Source organism: Otariodibacter oris (assembly GCF_009684715.1).
Lineage (GTDB): Bacteria > Pseudomonadota > Gammaproteobacteria > Enterobacterales > Pasteurellaceae > Otariodibacter > Otariodibacter oris.
The window spans coordinates 142,905-165,658 of record NZ_CP016604.1 but is presented as its reverse complement, the minus strand read 5'-3'; the positions used below and the strand labels follow the sequence as shown (position 1 = coordinate 165,658).

Sequence of the window (22,754 nt, the reverse complement as noted above, 5' to 3'; positions counted from 1 at the left end):
CATATCACATAATAAAAAATGCCCACTTAGAGAGCGGGCATTTTTACTAAACTAACTTCCAAAAGTTATTACATTACAATTTCTTTAGAACCTTGAACTTGTAATTCAACACGACGGTCTGGTGCTAAACAAGCAATTAATGCTTTACGACCTTGAACTGCATCACAAGTGTTGCCAGTTACAGGGTTTGCTTCACCATAACCTACTGCTGTTACGTTAGCAGGGTTAACACCTTTAGATACCATGTAGTTAGCTACTGATTCAGCACGACGTTGTGAAAGTTTTAAGTTAGATGCATCTGAACCGATACGGTCTGTATAGCCACTAACTTGGATAGCTGGAGAAGCTAAACCTAATTTATTGATTTCACCATTTGCTTCATCTAATGCAGCTGCTGATTCAGGTTTTAAGCTTGCTTTACCGAAGTCAAATAATACATCTGAACTGAATGCGAAGTTTTTAGTAATAACTTCTGGTTCAACTACTGGAGCTGGACCTTGAGCAAAACGGTATGATAAACCAGCACTTACAGAGTGGATATCTGGGCTATATTGGGTATTTGACTCTCTTCCTTCTTTACGAATTCCTTTGTCCATATTACCAACACGGCTTAACCATTGATATTCAACACGAGCTGCTAATGAAGGAGTAATTGCATACTCAACACCACCTGCTAACATAAGAGAAGTTTTCAAATTATGAGCTTGTTTGCGTGGAGTTCTTGCTTTCTCTTGTTCAAAATAATCAGAACGAACTAATGCTGCACCAACACGACCATAAACATCTAAATCAGCAAGAACTGGGTAACTTGCCTTTAAGCTGATATGAGTACCGTGTGCAGAATGTTTCGCAGCAAGTTTATCTTTCTTGCCAGAAAAGTTTTTATGACCACGAACTCGACCAAAATAATCATAACCAAGTTCAACAGCAAAATTATCAGTAATTTGATAGCCACCAAATACACCGTAAGTTACAGAGTTACGATTAATACCAAAACCGTTACCGTGACCATTATCTTTTGCGTCAAATTGAGTTAAACCATCGTGGAAAGATGCCCAACCAGTCTTAGCACCAACATAGAATGTATTTGCTTGTGGCGCTGCTTGTACTGAAGCAACTGCTAAACCAGAAACTGCTAATGCAATTAAAGATTTTTTCATTTTAATAATCCTCATATTATCGTCATTACGAGATAAAAATTGTCCAACACTTAAAAACAACTAGTAGTGTTGAGGTTAAATAGCCTTCTAAACACAAAAACCAAGAAGGTCCATAGTTCCAATCTATTCTATCAAAAAATAACTCAATACAAATGGAACTTTTGTAAAAAAGTGTAATACCTTCCATGAAAGGCTAAATTTTAAGCAATCAATATAAATCATATTCTCGTAATAATTTATATTTAGGGGAAAAATAAGCAAAGATCACCTTAAGCACTTCTTATATTTCCATTCGCTTAAATAAAATATAAAGGTAAATATAGTAATTTCAAGTATATTGCCATTTATACATAGCTAATTGAGCAAAAATTAACCAACAACGCTCTTAAAAACTACAGCTACCGCATAAATACGTTATTATAGCTAGAATATTTATATAATATTTCTACAAGACTATAACCAAATTAAACTCATAAGCCAATTTTTTCTTCAATTTATAAGATAAATTATCGTTACAGGCTTAAATCTCATCTTAAATCTTGCTAATATTTCAACAATTTATTTTAATGATAAAAATAACTATGATCCCTCGCCTAGCTAATGTACCAAAACTGAATTCAACTGTTAAAGATTTTCTGAAAGCTTTAACACAGCAACACTTTTCTGGTGATATTGCGTCAAATTATGCTGACCGCTTATCACTCGCGACAGATAACAGTGTTTATCAACAGTTGCCGCAAGCCATTCTTTTTCCAAAATCAGTGGCTGATGTTGTGATTCTAACGAAACTGGCACAAAAACCTGCATTTCGATCTTTAACCTTCACGCCTAGAGGTGGAGGCACTGGGACAAACGGGCAATCACTCAATAATAATATCATTGTCGATTTATCCCGCCATATGAACCAGATTTTAGAATTAAACGTAAAAGAGCGTTGGGTACGAGTGCAAGCAGGCGTGGTGAAAGATCAGTTGAATAGATATCTTAAACCACACGGGTTATTTTTCTCTCCCGAACTCTCAACCAGTAATCGTGCAACGCTAGGGGGAATGATCAACACTGATGCCTCTGGGCAAGGTTCTCTGCAATATGGGAAAACCTCTGATCACGTTTTGGCATTAAAATCTGTACTGATCAATGGCGAGATATTAGACACTGAAGCGGTAAGATCTGATAATTTTTCTGCAAATATTGATGCACTGAATTTATCGAACAATGGTAAGCATCTGCACCGTGAAATTTTTGAACGCTGTAAACAATTACGCCCAACGGTTCTAAAAGAGTTACCTCAATTAAACCGCTTTTTGACAGGTTACGATTTAAAAAATGTATTCAATAAAGATGAAACAGAATTCAATCTGACCCGAATTTTAACCGGGTCTGAAGGTTCTCTCGCCTTTATTTGTGAAGCAAAATTGAATCTGTTACCGATTCCTAAATACCGCACCTTGATCAACGTAAAATATAATTCCTTTGATGCGGCACTACGTTCAGCTCCGTTTATGTTAGAAGCAAAAGCCTTGTCAGTTGAAACAGTGGACTCTAAAGTACTCAATTTAGCTAAGCAAGATATTATCTGGCATTCGGTATCTGATCTTTTAACGGAAGATGAAAATAACCCAATTTTAGGGATCAATATTGTTGAATATGCCTCAAATGATACAGAACAAAATGAACAATTGATCAGCAATCTTTGCCAAGCTCTCGATCAAAAAATTGCAGAAGAGACAAGCGGTCTGATCGGCTATCAACTTTGCAATGATTTAGCCTCTATCGAAAAAATTTATGCTATGCGTAAAAAAGCGGTGGGATTATTAGGCAATGCAAAAGGATGGGCAAAACCTATCGCCTTTGTTGAAGACACTTGTGTGCCTCCTGAAAACCTAGCGGACTATATCGTAGAGTTTCGCAAATTATTAGATGATCATCACTTAGAATACGGGATGTTCGGACACGTTGATGCGGGCGTGTTACACGTTCGTCCAGCGTTAGATTTAACCGACAGAGATCAAGTGATTAAATTTAAACAGATTTCAGATCAAGTGGTTGAGCTAACCGCAAAATATGGTGGGTTAATCTGGGGCGAACACGGGAAAGGAATGCGTTCTGGCTATGGAGAACGCTTTTTTGGCGAAACACTTTGGCAAGAATTACGTTATATTAAATTCTTATTCGACCCTCATAACCGCTTAAATCCAGGGAAAATTTGTACGCCTTTAGATAGCCAAGCCCAGCTTTATCCTATTAACTCTACAATGCGAGCCGACTTTGATCGCAAGATTCCTATTGAAGTGCGTGATGCTTTCAAAGGGGCTATGAGTTGTAATGGTAATGGACTCTGCTTTAATTTTGATGTGCATAGCACAATGTGTCCTTCAATGAAAATCTCAGGTAATCGTGTCTTTTCACCCAAAGGGCGTGCTGCATTAGTGCGTGAATGGCTACATTTACTCACGGAACAAAAAGTTTCGCCTGATAATCTTATTTTTAATACACAGAAAAAAACAACCAAGTTAGTTGATTTTGCGAAAAAACTACGCAATCAATTGTATAAAAAAAGCGAATACGATTTTTCCCACGAAGTGAAAGCAGCGATGGATACTTGCCTTGCCTGCAAAGCCTGTGCAAGCCAATGCCCAATTAAAATTGATGTGCCGACTTTCCGTGCTCAATTTAATGCCTTGTATCATCAACGTTATTTACGTCCAATCAAAGATTATGTGGTTTCTAACTTGGAGTTTATAGCGCCATTAATGGCAAAACAGCCGACCTTTTTTAACTTTTTTAGTGCCAATAAAATTACCGAAAAAATTGCAGGAAAAACGATTGGAATGGTGGATTTACCTGCTTTATCGTCGCCAAACCTTGCTAAACAATTAAAGCAAATTGACTATCAGGCGGAAAGTTTAGAAAGCCTAGAACAGAAAGTCACAAGCGGCCAGTTATCAACAGAAATTTACCAATATTTGTTTATCGTGCAAGATCCTTTTACCTCTTACTACGATGCCAATGTAATTGCTGATTTTGTCCAGCTTTGCCAAAAATTAGGCTTTAAACCGATTGTGTTGCCATTCAAACCAACGGGTAAGGCACAACACGTTAAAGGATTTTTAAAGCAATTTGCTAAGACAGCCAAAAATCAGGCTGATTTTTTAACTCGAATTGCAAAATTAGGGATTCCAATTGTCGGGATCGATCCTGCATTAACCTTGATTTATCGAGAAGAGTATAAAGATATCCTTAAACAAGATTATGGTGATTTTAAGGTGTTGTTAGCTCACGAATGGCTGTTTGACCAATTGCAAAAAGGTGCGCTTGAAAATCGCAAAAAAGGCATAGAATCTGACCGCTTACCGTGGTATCTTTTTTCCCATTGCACCGAATCTACCGCATTGCCTAATAGCCAAAAAATCTGGCAACAAATTTTTGAACACTTTGGGGAAACATTAAGTGTCGAAAATACAGGTTGTTGTGGTATGGCAGGAACATTCGGGCATGAAACACAACATATTGTGATGTCGAAAGCGATTTATGCGCAATCGTGGCAAGTAAAATTACAAGGGAAAAATTTATCACGTTGTCTTGCGACGGGATACTCTTGCCGAAGCCAAGTAAAACGGATGGAGCATAAACTTTTAAAACATCCTGCTCAGGCACTATTAAGTATTCTGTAAAACTTATTTTATAAAACAAAGGAAATAACATGATCTGGAAAAAAACAATGTCACTTGCAGACTGCAATAAATTCTGCCAACAAACTGCTATCTCACATTTAGGAATCGAATTTACCCAACAAGGTGATGATTATTTAGAAGCAACCGTGCCTGTTGATCATCGTACGGTTCAACCTTTTGGGCTATTACACGGCGGTATTTCAGCAACATTAGCAGAAACATTAGGTTCACTTGGTGCGGCATTATGCTGTGATGAGAACCAAATTCCAGTAGGAACAGAGCTAAATATCAGCCATTTAAAAGCAGTGAGACAAGGTAAAGCAAGAGGTAGAGCAAAGCCAGTCCATCTAGGCGGTTCAAGCCAAGTGTGGCAAATTGATATCTATAACGAAAAAGACGAGCTTTGTGCCGTATCACGATTAAGTGTTCGAGTTTTAGATAAAAAATAGGACGCCAAGTGGCGTCCTCACAATCATAAAATGTATGTAGCAACAAATTATGCGTAGTACATTTCAAATTCAACAGGATGTGGAGTCATATTTAAACGCTCTACATCTTTTTGTTTCATTTCAATATAGGTTTCGATGAAATCTTTAGTAAATACCCCACCTTGTGTTAAGAAGTCATGATCTTGTCCCAATGCAGCTAAAGCTTCTTCTAATGAGCTCGCCACTGCTGGAATATCTTTCAATTCTTCTGGTGGTAAATCATATAAGTTTTTATCCATTGCATCACCTGGGTGGATTTTATTAATCACACCATCAAGCCCTGCCATTAATAATGCAGAAAACGCTAAATATGGGTTAGCAAGTGGATCAGGGAAACGTGCTTCTACACGCGTTGCTTTTGGTGTAGTTACCGCAGGAATACGAATGGATGCAGAACGGTTACTTGCAGAATAAGCAAGTAAAACAGGCGCTTCAAATCCTGGTACTAAACGTTTATAAGAGTTAGTTGTAGGGTTAGTAAACGCATTTAATGCTTTCGCGTGTTTGATAATTCCACCAATATAATACAGTGCAGTTTCAGATAATCCTGCATATTTATCGCCCATAAAGACGTTCTTACCATCTTTACTCAACGACATATTACAGTGCATACCCGAACCATTATCACCGATAATTGGTTTTGGCATAAAACAAGCGGTTTTACCATGCTCAACTGCAACGTTTTGTACCACATATTTGTAAATTTGGGTTTCATCTGCTTTTAACGTTAGGCTATTGAAACGTGTTGCGATTTCATTTTGTCCCGCGGTAGCGACTTCGTGATGGTGTGCTTCAATCACTAAGCCTAATTCTTCCATAATTAAGCACATTTCTGAGCGGATATCATGAGCTGTATCATTTGGCGCTATCGCACAATATCCACCTTTTTTCAGTGGACGATAAGCGTTGTTCCCGCCTTCATAACGTTTATTCGTATTCCATGCACCTTCAATATCATCCACTTCGTATGAATTACCATTCATACCAACACCAAAACGTACATCGTCGAATAAGAAGAACTCAGGTTCTGGTCCGAAAAGGACACTATCAGCAATGCCTGTTGATTTTAAATAATTTTCTGCGCGAATTGCAATTGAACGTGGATCGCGATCATAGCTTTGCATGGTATTTGGGTCAGAGACACTACAACGAATGGTTAAGGTTGGAATTTGAGCGAAAGGGTCGACAACAGCAGTTTCAGGAATTGGCATGAGTAACATATCGGCTTTGTTAATCGTTCGCCATCCTTCTACCGAAGACCCATCGAACATTTTACCGTCCTCAAATAAATCTTCTAAATCGTCAGTAACAAGCGAAACAGGCAATGACACGCCATGTTCTTTACCGCGAATATCAGTAAATTTGAGTAATACAAACTTAATATCATTCTCTCTAATGAGTTTTGCCACATTGGCAACAGCATCTGACATAATTAGGAAATCCTTGCGTAATAAAGTGGGAAATAACTACATGTTCACAAATATTTTGCGAAGGTAGAAAGATACTTTATTTTGATTCAAGTTTAAATAAGGATTATCAAAAATTTTATAATTTTTATGTGATAACACTAGCAGACGGTAAATCCTTTTGGTTTTTTTGTAAATTACTGTAACATTAGACCGATTGGTCAATTAATTTTTTATATTAAGAAGTGATTGGAGAATTCTATGACAACTATTACTAAAAAAGCAGTACTAGAAGGTTTTCATCGTCGTGCGTCAACTCGCCACTATGATCCAACAAAAAAAATATCTGCTGAAGATTTTAATTATATTTTAGAACTCGCGCGTCTATCCCCAAGTTCCGTTGGCTCAGAACCTTGGAAATTCGTCGTTATTCAAAATAAAGAACTTCGTCAAAAACTAAAACCATCAAGTTGGGGAATGCAAAGTCATGTTGATGATGCAAGCCATTTAGTCGCTATTTTAGCTAAAAAAAATGCACGTTATGATTCCGAGTTTTTACGTGAATCTATGATTAGACGAGGACTAACTGCACCAGAACAACAAGCTGCTGCGTTAGAAAAATATAAGAAATTTCAAATTGATGATGCACATATTGCGGATAATGAAAGAACCTTATTTGATTGGACAAGTAAGCAAACTTATATCGCATTAGCCAATATGATGACGGGTGCAGCATTAGTCGGCATTGATAGCTGTCCTGTCGAAGGATTTGAGTATGATGAAGTGAATCGAATTTTAGCAAAAGCAGGGGCTTTCGATCCTAACGAATGGGGCGTTTCAGTTATGGTAACATTTGGCTATCGTGCTAAAGAGATCAAACCAAGACTACGTAAACCAATGGATGAAATTGTCACTTGGATTGAATAAATTCAATATTCGCGATACCACAAAAAAAAGTGGAGTAACTACTCCACTTTTTACCTTTTATTAAATGCCTAATTTTGCAAATTTTTTCTCTAATCTATCCGCTTGCTGCTCTAATTCCTCAACTTGATCATAAAAATCCACAGCTTGTAGTCTATGTACAAGCACTGGACGCTCTACCATCAAATTATCAACAATATCCTGATTTGCCGTATTAAATCGTTTATTCACTTTAGAGATAATTTGTTTTACAAAATCCGTTGAGGTCTGTGCAACCACATCTCCCACAAAAGGAGAAAGAAGTTCGGCTGGATCTTTTTCTAATTCATCAAGCAAACTGGAAAAATGTTGCAAGACTTGAATATCACCTTTTAATACTAGGCTTTTATTATTGATTAAATCCGTTAATTTAGCTTTATCGGCTAATTTAGGTAAAGCGGTCGCCTCTAATGTGACAGAGCAATCACTTTCACCTTCATAATTAGATAAAAAATCCACACGCTTTTCGCTAAAAACCATCACAAATTGTATCGTTGGATGCTTAAGATGAATATGTAAATTCTTACCAACTAACTTACGCAAAATAGAAGATACATGCGGAGAACGAGTAATTAACGTATTAAATGCGGTTTCTAATCCTCCCATTGCAATCTGTGGGAGCATCAATTGTGCAAATAAACCTGATACTTGATTCATCAGAAATTCCCCCTTAAAACGCTAATTAAAATTTATATCCACGATGTAAAGCTACGATTCCCGCACTCAAATTGTAGTAGGAAACGCTTTCAAAACCAGCATCTTCCATCATTGATTTTAATTCATCTTGTTTAGGGTGCATACGAATAGACTCCGCTAAATAGCGATAGCTATCCCCATCATTGACGACTGCTTCACCTACCTTAGGCAAAATATTAAATGAGTAGAAATTATAAATTTGTCTGAGTGGGTCAATAATTGGTTTAGAAAACTCAAGGACTAATAAACGACCACCCGGCTTTAAGACTCGATACATTGAGCGAAGTGCTTTGTCTTTATCAGTCACATTGCGTAAACCAAAACTAATCACGATACAATCAAAGGTATTGTCGGCAAAAGGCAATGCTTCCGCATTGGCTTGGACATAATCTACATTCCCCACAATGCCAAGATTACGTAACTTATCACGTCCTACTTCAAGCATTGAACTATTAATATCCGCCAATACAACTTCACCGGTTTCACCCACAATGCGAGAAAATTTCGCGGTAAAATCCCCTGTACCACCCGCTAAATCCAATACTTTTTGCCCTTTGCGAACGCCACTACAATCTATGGTAAAACGTTTCCACACACGATGAATACCAAAAGAAAGTAAATCGTTCATTAAGTCATATTTATCTGCAACGCTGTGGAAAACATTCGCAACTAGCTGTTGTTTCTCTTCTTTAGCAACTGTTTTAAAACCGAAATGGGTTGTTTCTTGTTGAGACTCTTGAGTATTTTGTAATTCGTTCATAATAGAAAAATTTGAAAGGAAGATTAGTAATACAATACCAAAAAAGCGGTCAGATTTCCTTAATATTTTGCAAAATCTGCTAAGATGATAATAAATTATTTATGAGATCAGAATAATGAAAATATTAATACTCTATTTAACAAGAGATGGTCAAACCCAAAAGATTGCGGAACACATCGCCTCAACATTTCATGACGATACAGTGGAAGTGCTTTCACTCAGAGAGCATTTCCATATATCCTCAGAAAAACTACAATCCTTTGACACTATCGTCATCGGTGCCTCTATTCGTTATGGGCATTTTGACCCCTTATTAGAAAAATTTATTCAACAGCATTATGCGCTTTTGAATAGTAAAAAATCTGCTTTTTTTAGTGTGAATCTGACCGCTCGTAAAGCAAATCGTAATACTCCCGAAACCAATGTTTATACTCGTAAACTATTAGCTAAAATCAAATGGCAACCCAATATCGTCAAAGTGATTGCAGGAGCACTATATTACCCTCGCTATCGTTGGTTTGATCGCGTAATGATTCGCTTTATTATGAAAATGACTAAAGGTGATACCGATACAAGTAAGGAATATGAATACACCAACTGGCAACAAGTTTCTCAATTTTCAGAACAGATTCGTAAATTAAGTTAAAACTATTATTCATTTTTTTTAATTCGCCTATAATCTACATCAACTACCATGCTTGGTAGATTTTTTAATTTAAATTAATTATTAAGGTAACAAAATGAGTATATTAAAAGAATTCCGTGAGTTTGCGGTAAAAGGAAATGTTATTGATTTGGCTGTCGGTGTCATCATTGGTGCAGCATTCGGTAAAATTGTATCATCATTAGTGAATGATATTATCATGCCACCTATTGGCTTATTAGTAGGAGGAATGGATTTTAAGGATTTAGCCATTGTGCTTCAAGAAGCACAAGGTGAAACTGAAGCGGTTATGATTAAATACGGTGCGTTTTTACAAAATGTACTGGACTTCTTAATCGTGGCTATGGCTATTTTTGCTATGGTGAAAATGATCAATAATCTGAAAAAAGCACCTGAGCCAGAGCCAGTAAAAGATCCTGAGCCATCAGCAGAAGAAAAATTACTGACTGAAATTCGTGATTTATTGAAAAAATAAAAAAATAACTGAGCTAAAAGCATCTTTATTAAGATGCTTTTTTATCACATTAACACCCCACAACACTGCTTAAATTTCTTTCCAGAACCACAAATACAGGGCTGTTTTTTCGAAACCCTAACATTAGGATCAACAAAGAACCAACGATCATCAATATTCACAAAAAGTGATAATTCATGGTGTACATCTTGTCCATTATCAGTTTTAAACAATGCTTTAAATTCAACGGTTGCATGATTTTTACTGAACTTAGGATTATGCTGAATAATCTCTAGCCCCATCCACTGTGTTGTTTTACTCCACACTGTCATTAATTCTTTATCTAGTGACTGCTGCTGATTAGGTACTGTCGTTGCGACAATATAATCAATATTGGATTGTGTATACGCGGTATAACGAGAACGCATAAGTTGCTCTGCGTTATTTGGCTTTTCCTTACCTAAGTGTAACGGTTCACAACAATCTGCATATAATTTCCCTGATTGGCAAGGACACATAGAGGTATTTGTCATAATTTACAACGAAAATGAACTTAATATAAAAAAAGCCTGCGCAGATTACACACAGGCTTTTCACTCTAATAATGGTCTATTTCTTCACTCGTGAATGTAAACCTTTTTTCTCTAACCCACGATAAATCAACCATTGTTGCGTAATCGTAATTAAGTTAGATGTTAACCAATAAAGTACTAATCCTGAAGGGAACCAAAGGAAGAAAACAGTGAAAACTACTGGCATAAATGTCATCACTTTTTGTTGTGTTGGATCAGCAACAGGTGTTGGTGACATTTTTTGAAGTAAGAACATTGATGCCCCCATTAACACTGGTAAGATGTAGTATGGGTCTTGTGCTGATAAATCTTGAATCCAACCAAAGAATGGAGCATGACGTAATTCAACCGCTTCCATAAATGTCCAATACAATGCAATGAAGATTGGCATTTGTAGAAGAATTGGTAAACATCCACCCATAGGATTTACTTTTTCTTCTTTATACAATTTCATCATTTCTTGACTCATGCGTTGGCGATCATCACCAAAACGTTCACGCATTTCTTGAATACGAGGTTGCAACATACGCATTTTTGCCATTGAAGTATATTGTGCTTTAGTCAATGGATATAAAATTGATTTAACAACAATAGTCACACAGATAATTGCTAATCCCCAGTTTACAACTAATTTTTGAATATTAGTTAGTAACCAGAAAAGTGGTTTAGCAATAAACCAAGCCCAACCATAATCAACAGTTAAATCAAAATTATTTGCAGCCTCAGCCATTGCTGCTTGATCTTTCGGACCAGTCCATAAATGACTGGTAATAGTTGCTTCACTATTTGGTGCAATTTGCATTAAAGGACCACGATAACCGATAGTGCCTGCTCCATTAGCAGTACGAGTATACAGACTATTATCTTGATCTTGGTTAGGGATCCATGCAGAAACGAAATAGTGTTGTAAAATTGCTACCCAACCTGCTTTTGTGTCAACTGATAAATTACTTTTTTCCATCTCATCAAAGCCATATTTTTTATAATTGACCTCAGAAGATGAATAAGCACCACCGGTATAAGTTGGCATTGCAAAGTTACCAGAATTTTCTATTAAGGTGTGCTTAAGTTGCCCATATGGTTGAACTTCTACAGTTTCTGTGGTGGCGTTATTAATATCATAATTTACTGCGATGTCGTAACTACCACGTTTTAATGTAAATATTTTTGTATAAGTTACACCATCTTTTTCTAAAACCAATGGCACAGAAATTTCATCTTGTCCATCAGCTAATTTGAAACTATCTCCAGATACAGAATACTCTGCTCTGCCTGCTGGAGTATCAATCCCATTTTTACCCACTAAGCCACTTTGTGCGATATATTGGATTTGACCATTATTTTTCAATAACTCAAAAGGTATATTAGAGTTAAGTTCAGCATCAAATTTAAGCAAGTCAGAATCAACAACATCTCCTCCTAATGTATCGATGGTTAAGCGTAACACATCACTTTCAACAGTAATGGTTTTTCCGCTAGTTGCTTGTTGATTAATGCCCGATATTGCACTACTAGATGAAGTTGGAACATCTGTTCCTTGGGTAACTACTTGTTGCTGTGCTTGCGCTTGTCTTTGTGCTTGAATTTCTGGATCAAAATCCTGTTGCCATTGTGTAAAAATCAAAAATGACACAAGAAGCAAGCCCATAAGCAATAAACTACGGTTTGAATTCATTTTACATTCTCTGTGGTTAAGTTAAATGGGGAGACCCCAAACATATAGAAAAGCACCTATTCTAATATAGGTTGCCCCACGATCCAACCGACTTTTTCATATAAATGCTCGTTTAGTAATGCATACTCTAATCAGTCACTAAAGGGCTTTTAATTTTTCCCACACAGAATCGTTTACCACAATGCCATTGGCTTTATTGTCGGCTTTTACTTTAGGGTATTTATGCCCCGGTAAGCGTATTGCGATATCAGGATCCACTCTTTCTGCGGTTTTTACATATTCAATAATCTTATTGAGTTTCTCATCTTTCGTTTTGCCGTCAATTAATCTATCGACTTCAATGGCAATAAAGACTTGTGAAACACTCACATCTCCCTTTCCTTCTGCTGTAATATCTGAATTAGATAACCCATTAGAAAGTAGTGTTGCTATCATATCTAATACAATAGATAAACCTGACCCTTTCCAGAATCCCATTGGCAATGCACGATGATTTTTTTCAACGATAGCTGGATCACGAGTTAAATTTCCTTCATCATCATAGCCTGCATCTACCGCAGTTTGACGACCCGCAAGACGATGCACTTCTAATGCACCATAAGAGTACATTGAGCAAGACATATCGACCATTGTGATTGGCGATGAAGGAATCGCAATCACTAAAGGATTTGTACCAAGACGAGGTTCTTTTGATCCCCAAGGTGGAATAGCCGCCATTGAGTTAGTCCAGCAAACACCGATATAACCTTTCTCTGCCGCTTGCCAACCGTATGTACCTGCACGCATCCAATGGGTCGCATTTTTGAGTGCGACAACCCCAACCCCAAATTGATCGGCAATCTCCATTGCTCGATCCATCATTTTTTTGGCGGTTAAATTACCGATTGCTTGATGAGCATCCCATTGTTCAATTGCACCGAGAGAAAGTGCTTTAGTTGGCTCTGCATCAGGTACTACATACCCTTTTTCAAGTTGGGAAATAAAATGTGGGAAACGATTTATACCGTGGGATAAAACGCCATATTCCGTTGTATCAGCAAACATTGTTGCACACTCTTCGGCTAAATCTTCTCTCACATTGCGGGATAATAGTACGCGTTTAAATTCTGCTTTTAATTCATCATAAGATACTTTCATGTCACACCTCTGATTTCATAGAATAAAATACGATCTAAAAAGCTACTGTTTTGAACAATAAATGTCAATTGAGTATCAAAAACAAATTAAGCTACTCATTCAGATTCGCTAATACTTGTACCAAGTTTTGATACGCTTGGTATTTTTTCTGATAAGCGGAGAAATTTGCTCGGTTCGGTTCAACTCTATTCATTGTGTCATTTAAGGCTTTGATATGGGAAATATCCTCGCCTGCACTTTGCATTGCCATTAATGCCGCCCCTAAACAGCCTGTTTCTTCTACGTTTGGAATTTCTAATGCCATTCCAGTTAAATCTGCCAGCATTTGCATCCAGACTGGCGATTTGGTTGGTCCGCCTGTCACACGTAATACATTTGCATTAGGGAAACGTTGTTTCATTCGGGTTAGATGGTGCATTAAGCTGAAAAGTACCCCTTCATAAATCGCTTGTAATAAATGCGCTTGGGTATGATGGGCTTGCATACCGTAAAAACCTGCTTTCATGCCTAATTTTGCATTTGAACCATATAAGAATGGGATAAACAGTACAGAACTTTCCGCTGGCGGTAAGGCTGAAATTTGTTGATTAATTTGTTGATAATCCAAATTCCATTGTTTGATAAACCATTCTAGGTTACCAGCAGAAGTTGGGCTGGCTTCATGTACGATAAAATGGTTGTCTTCTATGTAACGACCATACACAAAGGGTAATGATTGGCTATCGTCAATCCGTTGCGTAATGCCACTTACCACCGACCAAGTACCTAAGACGGCATTTAGCGTATTTTCATCGTTTAAATTAGCACATCTTGCCGTAGAAACCACGTCAAAGAGTCCACCAACTACTGCCGTGCCTTCGGCTAACCCTGTGAGTTTAGCTGCAGCAGCTGTAACATAGCCCGCAACCTTATTCGGTTTAACAATTGGTGGGAGTTTATCCATCACTTCTAGAATCCCTAAAATATCAGCTAAGTGTGAATCGTATTCCCCTTTTGCCATATTGTATAAATTGGATTCAGAAATATTGGTTTCTTCACAAGAGAGTTGATCCGTTAAGCAAAAACGTAGGTAATCGTGGGACATTAAAATCGCCCCGATTGACTCATAACGTTGTGGCTCATTCTCTTTAATCCAACGCAAAATAGATACAGGATGTCCTGTCCATAATGTTTGGCGAGTGATTGGATATAAGGTGGCTGGGATATTTTCAGCTTGCCAACGTTTTACAATCTCTATTGAGCGTTGATCAGAGGATAAAATGGCTCTACCTAGCGGTTGATTTTGTTTATCTAATAAAAATGCCCCTTTGCCTTGTGCAGAAATACCAACACCTTTAATTTGTGTTGGCTCAACGCCACTTTTTTGTACGGTATTTTTTATAACCTCTGCACATACTTGCCATAGTTGTGGCATATCACGCTCCGCATAGCCAGATTGTTCACTGATTACCTCAACATTTTTGCGTTCAGAGGCGAGCATTTCACCTGTATTATCAAACAATGTGGCTTTGATAAAAGTGCCACCACAATCTACACCTAGGTAGTAATTCATTTTTAGTCCCTTACTGAATAGTTAAACGATACACGCTATTAGTTGCGGTAATAAAGAGTGTTTTTTGATCATCACCAAAAGTACAGTTTGAAGTCGTTTTATCTAAAATAAAACGCCCTAATAATGTACCATCAGTAGATAACACCACAAGCCCTGTTTCACAGCTACAAAAAATCACTTCATTATTGGCAATACAGAATCCATCAGGAATACCGGGAGAAATTTCTGCCACATTTCGTCTATTTTTAAGGTAATTTCCCTCTATATCAAACACCACTAAATGATGTAAACCATCTGTATTAAATTCCACGACAGACATATCCGCAACAAATAATTTAGATTCGTCGGGCGAAAACGCCAATCCGTTAGGACGCATTGTGTTGAAAGTAGCAATATTGAGTTGTTGTGTTTTTGGATCAAAACGATAGACGTAACACCCGATAATTTCACTTGGCGATTTTTTGCCTTCTTGATCACTTAAAATGCCATAAGGAGGATCGGTAAACCAGATTGTGCCGTCTGATTTTACGATAACATCATTTGGAGAATTTAGGCGTTTGCCATCTAAACTATCAACCAGTAATTCAAGGTTGCCTTGCTGATCGGTTCGACTAATACCTCTACGTCCGTGTTCACAACTGATTAAATTACCTTGAAGATCGATAGCATTACCATTAGAAAAATAAGAAGGAGAGCGTACTGTTTGAATACCTTTTTCTGCATTCCAACAATATAATTTATTGGCTTTTACATCACTAAAAAATAACGTTTGGTTTTGACTATTCCAAGCGGGACCTTCCGCCCAAACCGCCTCACTAAATAATTCGTCTAAGTGAAATTGTGATCCCACTAATTGATAAAACTGATCGTGATAGACTTCAAATTTAATGTTATTCATCTCAATACACCTCTATCAAAAAAGCGGTAAGATCTGCAAAATATTGTGCAAATCTTACCGCTTACTTTATTTATTATTTGATTTTCCAGATTGCTTTGTAAGCGTCTTTATAACCATTTTGTGGATCATAAAGATTGTTTTCTCCGCCATCAAATCCCACATTTTCTTTTGTTACAAGATGAGCTGGAGTGACATAGCCAGATGGTGCTTGTTTTGCAAATGCACGATTTAATTCATCAACTAACTGCCAACCGTGTAAGTTAAGTGGTTCAGGTACTGTAGCAAACTGTTTATCATTGTTACGGATACGTTGGTAAGCCGTTACAGAACCATCTCCTGCTGAGATGTTATATGGGCGATCTTTATTCGCTGTGCGTAAAGATGGTGCCATAAAATCAAAATAGAGATCGTTGATTGATAATGCGTACTCTAAATCATCACCATATTTTTGTAATAAATTAAAGGTTAAGTTCGGCATGCGGCTTGATGTATCAGCAAGTGGCGTATCAATAAACTCTAATACTTGGCAGTCTTGACATTGTTCGATCACTTCTTTCATTACGTTTGCTTTTCTTAATGCAATTTCGTAAAGAGAATCCGTAAGAATGACTACTTTTGCTTTACCTTCAGAATTTGCTACAGCTAACATTGCAGAAAGTTTTGCGATTTCATCTGAATCAGATGTGACATTGTAATAAATACCATATTTATCAATTGGACCTGGTTCAGGCGTTGCGTGCCATGCAACTAATTGAATACCATTTTTTACTGCTTTTTGTAATGGGATTCTCGCTACATTTGGGTTCCAACCACCAATCACAATCGCATCGGGTTGACGTGCAATTGCTTGGTTTAACGCAGATAATTGGTTATTGACTGATCCGGCTCCATCAAGCACATCTAACGTCCAACCTGTTGCTTCTACTGCTTCTTTCATGCCATCTATGACACCAAGCACACCACCATTTTTCATATCTGATGCGATAAAAATAATGGTTTTATCTTGTTGTAATTCAGGTCCAGAAACAGGGCCATTCCACGTTTCTTGTTTAGCAGTTGCCGCTGCAACAAGTTGTTTTGCCTCGTCTACAAATGGGTCATTTGCAAATACGCTATTGCTCATAGTTGAAACGGCAACTAACGTTGCAATTGTCGTGAGAGTGCGATGAAAATAACGTTTCATAATTGATTCCTCTTTAGGTTAGTTTGTTTTCTTGTGTACTGCTTTTTGATTTAATAAACGTCTACGTTGTGCGTAACCCGCAATTGTGATTGAGAGTAATAATGTTGCACCATTGAATAATGGCTCAACCCAGAACGCACCACCGAATTGTTGGATACCTGAAATACCAATCGCTAAAATCGCAATACCAACGACAGTTCCCCAAACATTAATTCTTCCAGGACGAATTGTTGTACTACCAAGGAAAGCTCCTACGAGTGCAGGAAGAAGATAATCCATCCCCACACTTGCTTGCCCAACACCTTGTTGTGCGGCAATTAAAACACCAGTAAATGCAGTAATGATGCTTGATACCATAAATGAGAAAATTGTATATTTCTTAACATTGATACCATTTAATCTCGCTGCTACAGGGTTTCCACCCACCGCATACATACAGCGACCTACTGGGGTATGCTCTGTCACTAACCACATGACAATCGCAATAATTAATACATAAAAAGCAGAAATCGGTAAACCAAAGATTTCTGTACTATTTAATTCAATAAATCCATCGGGTAAATCCCCTACAATTTGACGCCCACCTGAGTGCCAAAGTGCAACAGCGTAAAGCACTGTTCCTGAACCTAATGTTGCAACAAAGCTATCAATATCGGCTAAGGCAACTAAAATCCCGTTTAATAATCCGTACAATGCGGCAATAACTAATACAATTAAGATCGCCATTTGCCAAGAAAAGCCATATTGCACTTGTAGTGTGATGGCTAAGATGTGCCATAACACAATACCAAAACCGACGTTCAAATCGATTTTCCCAACGATCATTGTCGTCGTTGCTGCTAATGCTAATAAGGCAATTTTAGATTTACTTTCTAAGATCGCATTTAACGTTAGCATTGAGGCGAAAGATTCTGTTGTTAATGAAAAAATAATGACCAATAAGATACATAACCATAACAGACCATATCTCGTTGACATCTGCGAGAACCATGCAAAAAATCCATCACGAGCAATGGAAACAGGTTGCTCTAATGCTGTGGATTTAATATTTGTTTGAGCCATAAATTACTCCTCTTTACCTACTATTGATTCACTAGGTAATTGATAAAAATTAATTGACTTGTTTAGATTTACTGTCTGATGCTAAGGCTAATAAATTTGCAAAAGACACATCCTCATTAATCAGTTCGCCTGCAATTTCACCACGGTTAAAGACAATCGCTCGATTACAAAGATGGGCTATTTCTTCGAAATCCGTTGAAATCACAATAATGGCTGTACCTTCTCCCAATGCCTTATTGAGTAGATCGTAAATTTCTGCTCTCGCACCAACATCTACACCAGCAGTTGGATCCTCTAAAATAAGAATAGGAGTATTCAAGTGCATCCAACGTGCTACCACAATTTTTTGTTGGTTACCGCCCGATAACGCACTAACATCAATAAATAAATTTTTAGGACGAATATCAAAAAGTTGAAATTTATACCAACTTTCTTTCCATTCTTCTTTTCGGCTGTATCGTTTAAGAGGACTATGACCACTTAATGTTGGATTGATAAATAGGTTTTCAGTGGTTGTCATCGACATGACCAAACTTTCTTTTGTTCTATCTCCTGCAACAAGTGAAATCCCTTTTTTAATTGCATCCTGAGGAGAATGAGCAACATAAGGTGAATTATTTAACTGTATTGATCCGCCATCAATATGTGATAAACCAAATAACAATCGACCAATTTCTTCTTGCCCTGCTCCTCTTAATCCTGCAAGTGCAATCATTTCACCTTTATGTAAACTAAATGAAACTGGTCCAGTATCACCGATAGTGACACTATCTAGTTTTAAAATCTCTGGTGTATTCTCAGGGAGTGGAACACGCTGTCTACCTCGAGTTTCCTCACCTACAATCGCTTTAACTAAGCCTTTTACGTCATAGTCTTTCGTTTTACCTTCAGCAACAGGGAAACCATCTCTCATGACTAGAATACGATCAGAAATTGCAATCACTTCATCAAGACGGTGGGTGACATAAATCATGCCCATTCCTTCTGAGCGAAGGTGATTTAATACGGTAAATAAGTGTTCTACATCACTAGCAGGTAAAGAGGCTGTGGGTTCATCAAGCACTAATACTTCCGCCTTAATCGCAATTGCTCGAGCAATTGCAAGCAAGGCTTTTTCTGTACGGCTAAGGTCAAATACACGAGTATCTGCCGATAATTGAATCCCAACAAAATCTAAAGCTTGTTGGGCTTGCTCTCGAATCTTTTTCCAATTAATCAATCCAAAACGACGAGGGAATCCCATCACAAATGCCATATTTTCAGCAATTGTCATCCACTCAATCAAACCAAGATCTTGGTGAATAAAGGCAATAGGCTTTTTGTTTCCTTTTTCAATAGAAACAGCAGATTGGATTTTTTGATCATGAAGAAAAATATCCCCGCTATCTCGAGTATAAATACCCGCAAGGATTTTGATTAGAGTTGATTTTCCTGCACCATTTTCACCCAATAGTGCAACAACTTCTCCGGAATGAATATCAAGGCTTACATCATTAACAGCAATATTACTTCCAAACTTTTTAACGATATTCTGCAGTCTTAAAATAGGCTGTTTTGTTGTCATAATATCTTCCTGTTTATTAAGGAAATGAAGCTTGAGCGGTAGGATTATGCAAAATTTTTACACAATCTTACCGCTTGTTATTATTCAGCTAATGCATCAATTTTTTTAACTAATGAATCGCCATTTTTTTCAATGAAAGCTTTACGTACATCTGCTTCAATAATTGCTTTAAATGGTTTGTTATCCACATCTTCAATAACTTCAACACCTTCTTTTTTCAATTGTTCGATAATACCTTTTTCATTATCAAAATTTAATTGACGTTGATATTTACCTGCTTCTTGGGCGCTTTCAACAATCGCTTGTTGAAATTCTGGAGAGAGCCCATCAAATTTTGCTTTATTCATTACAACGATTAATGGGGTATAACCGTGGTTAGTTAAGCTTAAATATTTTTGTACTTCATATAATTTTGCAGACCAGAAAATACCGATTGGATGTTCTTGTGCATCAACAGCTCTTGTTTCAAGAGCGGTATATAATTCAGAAAGTGGCATTGGAACTGGGTTTGCACCAAGTAAACTAAATGCTTCAATATACATTGGGTTTTGGTTAGTACGAACTTTCAATCCTTTAATATCATCAGGTGTATTTACTGGATGCTTGGAGTTTGTGAATGAACGGAATCCAACTTCCCAGAATGCTAATCCTTTTAAACCTTGATCTTCTAATTCTTTTAATAGACCTTGTCCAATTTCACCATCTAATACTGCATAAGCGTGCTCACGGTTTTTGAAGATAAAAGGAATATCAATTGCATTTAGATTAGATACTAAGCCTGAAAAATTTGGAGAGCCTGACATTTCTAAATCAATAGTCCCACCACGTACTGCACCAATCATGGTTTGTGCATTACCTAATGTGCTATCTGGGAATAAAGTGAGTTTTACCTCACCATCTGTTTTTTCTTTGAGTAATTCATTGAATTTTTTTGCTGCTTCATGTTGCGTATCGCTACGTGGAGCTTCATAGCCAAAACGTAGTGAAGTTGTAGCCATCGCAGTGGCAGATAATAGTGTAAAACTGGTCACTAAGGTTGCTAATGTTTTTAAGTTGAAAAATTTCATAAAAATCTCCTTGAATTAAGGTTGTAACCACTTAAGTGGTGTGAGAATTAATGATGGGAAGAATATGAAAGCAAACAGTAATACAACCATCATCAACATATAAGGTGCAATCCCTCGGGCAGCTTTATCAAATGGCAATTTAGATACTCCTACGATAACATTTAATACATTACCCACTGGTGGGGTAATTAAGCCAATTGAGGTGTTTAAAATAAATAGCACCCCGAAATAAACAGGATCAATTCCTGCTTCTTCGACTAAAGGCATAAGTACTGGAGTAAGAATTAACACAGTTGGCGTTAGATCCATTACCATGCCAATCACAAATACCACTACCATAATGACAATAAGTAATAATGTTGGAGAATCAATTAATGGCTCCAATAACTCAGTCATCATTTGTGGAAGTTCAGCAATGGTAATCAACCATCCTGTTACATTTGCCGCGGCTACTAATAACATTACAACAGATGTTGTTTTACCCGCTGCAAGCAATACTTTATATAAATCTTTAAATTTCAACTCACGATAAACAAAGAGTGAAACAACCAAAGCGTAAAAGGCAGCTACAGCCCCAGCTTCAGTAGGCGTAAAAATACCTGAACGGAAACCACCAATGATAATTACAGGGAGTAACAATGCCCAAATACTGTTTTTAAATGAAATACAAAGTTCTTCTTTTGTCGCTTTAGAAAATGTCATTAAATTTAAGCGTTTCGCCTGCCACCACCATAAAGCGCCTAAACAACATCCCATAAAAATCCCAGGGAAAATACCTGCGAGGAATAATTTAGTAATAGACACGCCACTCGCTACACCGAATACAATAAATGGGATGGATGGAGGAATGATTGGAGCAATAATGCCTGCTGTACCAATTAGACCAGCAGAACGATCGAGTGGATAACCCGTTGTTTTCATCATCGGTAATAACATCGCTGCCACTGCTGCTGTATCAGCCACAGCTGATCCTGAAAGGCTTGCCATAATCATCGCGGCTAAAATCGCCACAAAACCCAATCCACCACGTTTGTGTCCAACGAGTTTCATCGGTAAGTCAATGATACGTTTGGATAATCCACCCTCATTCATTATTTCACCAGCTAAGACGAAGAAAGGTATTGCAAGTAAAGAGAAGCTATCCGCACCACTTACTAATTGTTGAGCTAATATTTGAGAATCAAACAGATCGAGATGGAGCATTAATGCTACACCACAGACTAAAAGTGCAAAAGCAACAGGAATGCCTAAAAGAATTGCACCAAGTAATACAGAAATAAAAATAACAACTGTCATTGGCTTACTCCTTTAATACCTACACGAATTGCAGCAACAATTCTGATTAAGACTAATATGGCAATAAAAGTGCTCGATACAAGGCTTGCTAAATAGGTTATTGCTGTTGGAATCTCTGAAATAGGAGAAAGATTATGTAAATTGAGCTGAAACTGTATCCAGCTACCGTCAATGATCAAATAACAACAAAAAAGAATCATTGCATCTGTTATCACTCCTAACCAATGTTTTTTAACCACTGACAAGCGTTGTGTTAAAATTGACACATTTACATGTTGATTTTCATTAAAAGCTAAAATGGCGCCAAGGAAAGTCAACCAAACAAAAAGATAACGAGAAACTTCCTCTGTCACATTAATACTACTATTAAAGCCATAACGCAAAACAACATTGAGAAAGACAAGAATAGACATTGTGGCAAGAATAACAATTACAAAAATTTCTAAAATCTTACTGACAAAATGAATAATTCTTTCCATAACA

20 protein-coding genes are annotated in these 22,754 nt (G+C 37.2%); 5 read left to right on the top strand and 15 right to left on the bottom strand.

The window, feature by feature from the left end:
• Positions 1-68: 68 nt before the first annotated feature.
• A complete protein-coding gene (gene ompA, locus A6A10_RS00815) occupies positions 69-1,160 on the bottom strand; it encodes a porin OmpA (RefSeq protein WP_121123088.1) in 1,092 nt (363 codons plus the stop codon).
• Positions 1,161-1,741: 581 nt separating this feature from the next.
• Between ompA and ydiJ the strand changes: the two genes are divergently transcribed.
• Positions 1,742-4,834: a D-2-hydroxyglutarate dehydrogenase YdiJ gene (ydiJ, locus tag A6A10_RS00810; protein ID WP_121123086.1), complete on the top strand. Its 3,093-nt coding sequence runs from the start codon at positions 1,742-1,744 to the stop codon at positions 4,832-4,834.
• A 29-nt stretch (positions 4,835-4,863) separates the two neighbouring features.
• Entirely contained in the window at positions 4,864-5,283 is a 420-nt protein-coding gene (locus A6A10_RS00805; RefSeq protein WP_121123083.1) for a hotdog fold thioesterase, read from the top strand.
• 47 nt (positions 5,284-5,330) lie between these two features.
• Here the strand turns inward: A6A10_RS00805 and glnA are convergent, their stop codons facing one another.
• Entirely contained in the window at positions 5,331-6,752 is a 1,422-nt protein-coding gene (glnA, locus tag A6A10_RS00800; RefSeq protein ID WP_121123081.1) for a type I glutamate--ammonia ligase, read from the bottom strand.
• Positions 6,753-6,989: 237 nt separating this feature from the next.
• Between glnA and A6A10_RS00795 the strand changes: the two genes are divergently transcribed.
• Positions 6,990-7,655 (top strand): NAD(P)H-dependent oxidoreductase, encoded by a 666-nt coding sequence (locus tag A6A10_RS00795; RefSeq protein WP_121123079.1) that lies wholly within the window; start codon positions 6,990-6,992, stop codon positions 7,653-7,655.
• Between the two features lie 60 nt (positions 7,656-7,715).
• Here A6A10_RS00795 and A6A10_RS00790 read toward each other — a convergent pair whose 3' ends face one another.
• Entirely contained in the window at positions 7,716-8,348 is a 633-nt protein-coding gene (locus A6A10_RS00790) for a ubiquinone biosynthesis accessory factor UbiJ (protein ID WP_121123077.1), read from the bottom strand.
• A 25-nt stretch (positions 8,349-8,373) separates the two neighbouring features.
• A complete protein-coding gene (ubiE, locus tag A6A10_RS00785) occupies positions 8,374-9,147 on the bottom strand; it encodes a bifunctional demethylmenaquinone methyltransferase/2-methoxy-6-polyprenyl-1,4-benzoquinol methylase UbiE (protein WP_121123076.1) in 774 nt (257 codons plus the stop codon).
• A 115-nt stretch (positions 9,148-9,262) separates the two neighbouring features.
• On the opposite strand from ubiE, the gene hemG reads away from it, so the two are divergent.
• Positions 9,263-9,793: a menaquinone-dependent protoporphyrinogen IX dehydrogenase gene (gene hemG / locus A6A10_RS00780; RefSeq protein WP_121123074.1), complete on the top strand. Its 531-nt coding sequence runs from the start codon at positions 9,263-9,265 to the stop codon at positions 9,791-9,793.
• A gap of 94 nt (positions 9,794-9,887) precedes the next feature.
• On the top strand, positions 9,888-10,286 hold the full coding sequence (mscL, locus tag A6A10_RS00775) for a large-conductance mechanosensitive channel protein MscL (protein ID WP_121123072.1): 399 nt from the start codon (positions 9,888-9,890) through the stop codon (positions 10,284-10,286).
• 44 nt (positions 10,287-10,330) lie between these two features.
• Here the strand turns inward: mscL and A6A10_RS00770 are convergent, their stop codons facing one another.
• The 11 genes from A6A10_RS00770 to A6A10_RS00720 form a co-directional block, all read right to left on the bottom strand.
• Entirely contained in the window at positions 10,331-10,801 is a 471-nt protein-coding gene (locus tag A6A10_RS00770) for a YchJ family protein (RefSeq protein ID WP_121123070.1), read from the bottom strand.
• A gap of 73 nt (positions 10,802-10,874) precedes the next feature.
• Positions 10,875-12,512 carry a membrane protein insertase YidC gene (gene yidC / locus A6A10_RS00765; protein ID WP_121123068.1) on the bottom strand — a complete coding sequence of 546 codons (1,638 nt, stop codon included), beginning with the start codon at positions 12,510-12,512 and terminating at the stop codon, positions 10,875-10,877.
• Positions 12,513-12,650: 138 nt separating this feature from the next.
• Positions 12,651-13,649 carry a 3-dehydro-L-gulonate 2-dehydrogenase gene (yiaK, locus tag A6A10_RS00760; protein WP_121123066.1) on the bottom strand — a complete coding sequence of 333 codons (999 nt, stop codon included), beginning with the start codon at positions 13,647-13,649 and terminating at the stop codon, positions 12,651-12,653.
• A gap of 91 nt (positions 13,650-13,740) precedes the next feature.
• Positions 13,741-15,201 (bottom strand): FGGY-family carbohydrate kinase, encoded by a 1,461-nt coding sequence (locus A6A10_RS00755; protein WP_121123064.1) that lies wholly within the window; start codon positions 15,199-15,201, stop codon positions 13,741-13,743.
• Positions 15,202-15,211: 10 nt separating this feature from the next.
• Entirely contained in the window at positions 15,212-16,099 is an 888-nt protein-coding gene (locus A6A10_RS00750; RefSeq protein ID WP_121123063.1) for an SMP-30/gluconolactonase/LRE family protein, read from the bottom strand.
• Positions 16,100-16,172: 73 nt separating this feature from the next.
• Positions 16,173-17,282, bottom strand: a complete 1,110-nt coding sequence (locus A6A10_RS00745) for an ABC transporter substrate-binding protein (RefSeq protein WP_121123061.1) — start codon at positions 17,280-17,282, stop codon at positions 16,173-16,175.
• 18 nt (positions 17,283-17,300) lie between these two features.
• The gene (locus tag A6A10_RS00740) at positions 17,301-18,344 is read right to left on the bottom strand and encodes an ABC transporter permease (protein ID WP_121123058.1); all 1,044 of its coding nucleotides are present in this window, start codon (positions 18,342-18,344) and stop codon (positions 17,301-17,303) included.
• Between the two features lie 49 nt (positions 18,345-18,393).
• Positions 18,394-19,908 carry a sugar ABC transporter ATP-binding protein gene (locus A6A10_RS00735; protein ID WP_121123057.1) on the bottom strand — a complete coding sequence of 505 codons (1,515 nt, stop codon included), beginning with the start codon at positions 19,906-19,908 and terminating at the stop codon, positions 18,394-18,396.
• A gap of 80 nt (positions 19,909-19,988) precedes the next feature.
• Entirely contained in the window at positions 19,989-20,975 is a 987-nt protein-coding gene (locus tag A6A10_RS00730; RefSeq protein ID WP_121123055.1) for a TRAP transporter substrate-binding protein, read from the bottom strand.
• 15 nt (positions 20,976-20,990) lie between these two features.
• Entirely contained in the window at positions 20,991-22,271 is a 1,281-nt protein-coding gene (locus A6A10_RS00725) for a TRAP transporter large permease subunit (protein WP_121123053.1), read from the bottom strand.
• Positions 22,268-22,750: a TRAP transporter small permease gene (locus A6A10_RS00720; RefSeq protein ID WP_121123051.1), complete on the bottom strand. Its 483-nt coding sequence runs from the start codon at positions 22,748-22,750 to the stop codon at positions 22,268-22,270. The genes A6A10_RS00725 and A6A10_RS00720 overlap by 4 nt, the downstream gene beginning before the upstream one ends.
• Between the last annotated feature and the right edge of the window lie 4 nt (positions 22,751-22,754).

What these genes read in the sequence shown, in the direction of transcription:
- A6A10_RS00735 (WP_121123057.1), bottom strand. Translation starts at nt 19,908, where the DNA reads ATGACAACAAAACAGCCTATTTTAAGACTGCAGAATATCGTTAAAAAG.
- yiaK (WP_121123066.1), bottom strand. Translation starts at nt 13,649, where the DNA reads ATGAAAGTATCTTATGATGAATTAAAAGCAGAATTTAAACGCGTACTA.
- A6A10_RS00730 (WP_121123055.1), bottom strand. Translation starts at nt 20,975, where the DNA reads ATGAAATTTTTCAACTTAAAAACATTAGCAACCTTAGTGACCAGTTTT.
- hemG (WP_121123074.1), top strand. Translation starts at nt 9,263, where the DNA reads ATGAAAATATTAATACTCTATTTAACAAGAGATGGTCAAACCCAAAAG.
- A6A10_RS00790 (WP_121123077.1), bottom strand. Translation starts at nt 8,348, where the DNA reads ATGAATCAAGTATCAGGTTTATTTGCACAATTGATGCTCCCACAGATT.
- A6A10_RS00750 (WP_121123063.1), bottom strand. Translation starts at nt 16,099, where the DNA reads ATGAATAACATTAAATTTGAAGTCTATCACGATCAGTTTTATCAATTA.
- yidC (WP_121123068.1), bottom strand. Translation starts at nt 12,512, where the DNA reads ATGAATTCAAACCGTAGTTTATTGCTTATGGGCTTGCTTCTTGTGTCA.
- ubiE (WP_121123076.1), bottom strand. Translation starts at nt 9,147, where the DNA reads ATGAACGAATTACAAAATACTCAAGAGTCTCAACAAGAAACAACCCAT.
- A6A10_RS00740 (WP_121123058.1), bottom strand. Translation starts at nt 18,344, where the DNA reads ATGGCTCAAACAAATATTAAATCCACAGCATTAGAGCAACCTGTTTCC.
- ompA (WP_121123088.1), bottom strand. Translation starts at nt 1,160, where the DNA reads ATGAAAAAATCTTTAATTGCATTAGCAGTTTCTGGTTTAGCAGTTGCT.
- A6A10_RS00725 (WP_121123053.1), bottom strand. Translation starts at nt 22,271, where the DNA reads ATGACAGTTGTTATTTTTATTTCTGTATTACTTGGTGCAATTCTTTTA.
- A6A10_RS00720 (WP_121123051.1), bottom strand. Translation starts at nt 22,750, where the DNA reads ATGGAAAGAATTATTCATTTTGTCAGTAAGATTTTAGAAATTTTTGTA.
- mscL (WP_121123072.1), top strand. Translation starts at nt 9,888, where the DNA reads ATGAGTATATTAAAAGAATTCCGTGAGTTTGCGGTAAAAGGAAATGTT.
- A6A10_RS00805 (WP_121123083.1), top strand. Translation starts at nt 4,864, where the DNA reads ATGATCTGGAAAAAAACAATGTCACTTGCAGACTGCAATAAATTCTGC.
- A6A10_RS00755 (WP_121123064.1), bottom strand. Translation starts at nt 15,201, where the DNA reads ATGAATTACTACCTAGGTGTAGATTGTGGTGGCACTTTTATCAAAGCC.
- A6A10_RS00745 (WP_121123061.1), bottom strand. Translation starts at nt 17,282, where the DNA reads ATGAAACGTTATTTTCATCGCACTCTCACGACAATTGCAACGTTAGTT.
- ydiJ (WP_121123086.1), top strand. Translation starts at nt 1,742, where the DNA reads ATGATCCCTCGCCTAGCTAATGTACCAAAACTGAATTCAACTGTTAAA.
- glnA (WP_121123081.1), bottom strand. Translation starts at nt 6,752, where the DNA reads ATGTCAGATGCTGTTGCCAATGTGGCAAAACTCATTAGAGAGAATGAT.
- A6A10_RS00795 (WP_121123079.1), top strand. Translation starts at nt 6,990, where the DNA reads ATGACAACTATTACTAAAAAAGCAGTACTAGAAGGTTTTCATCGTCGT.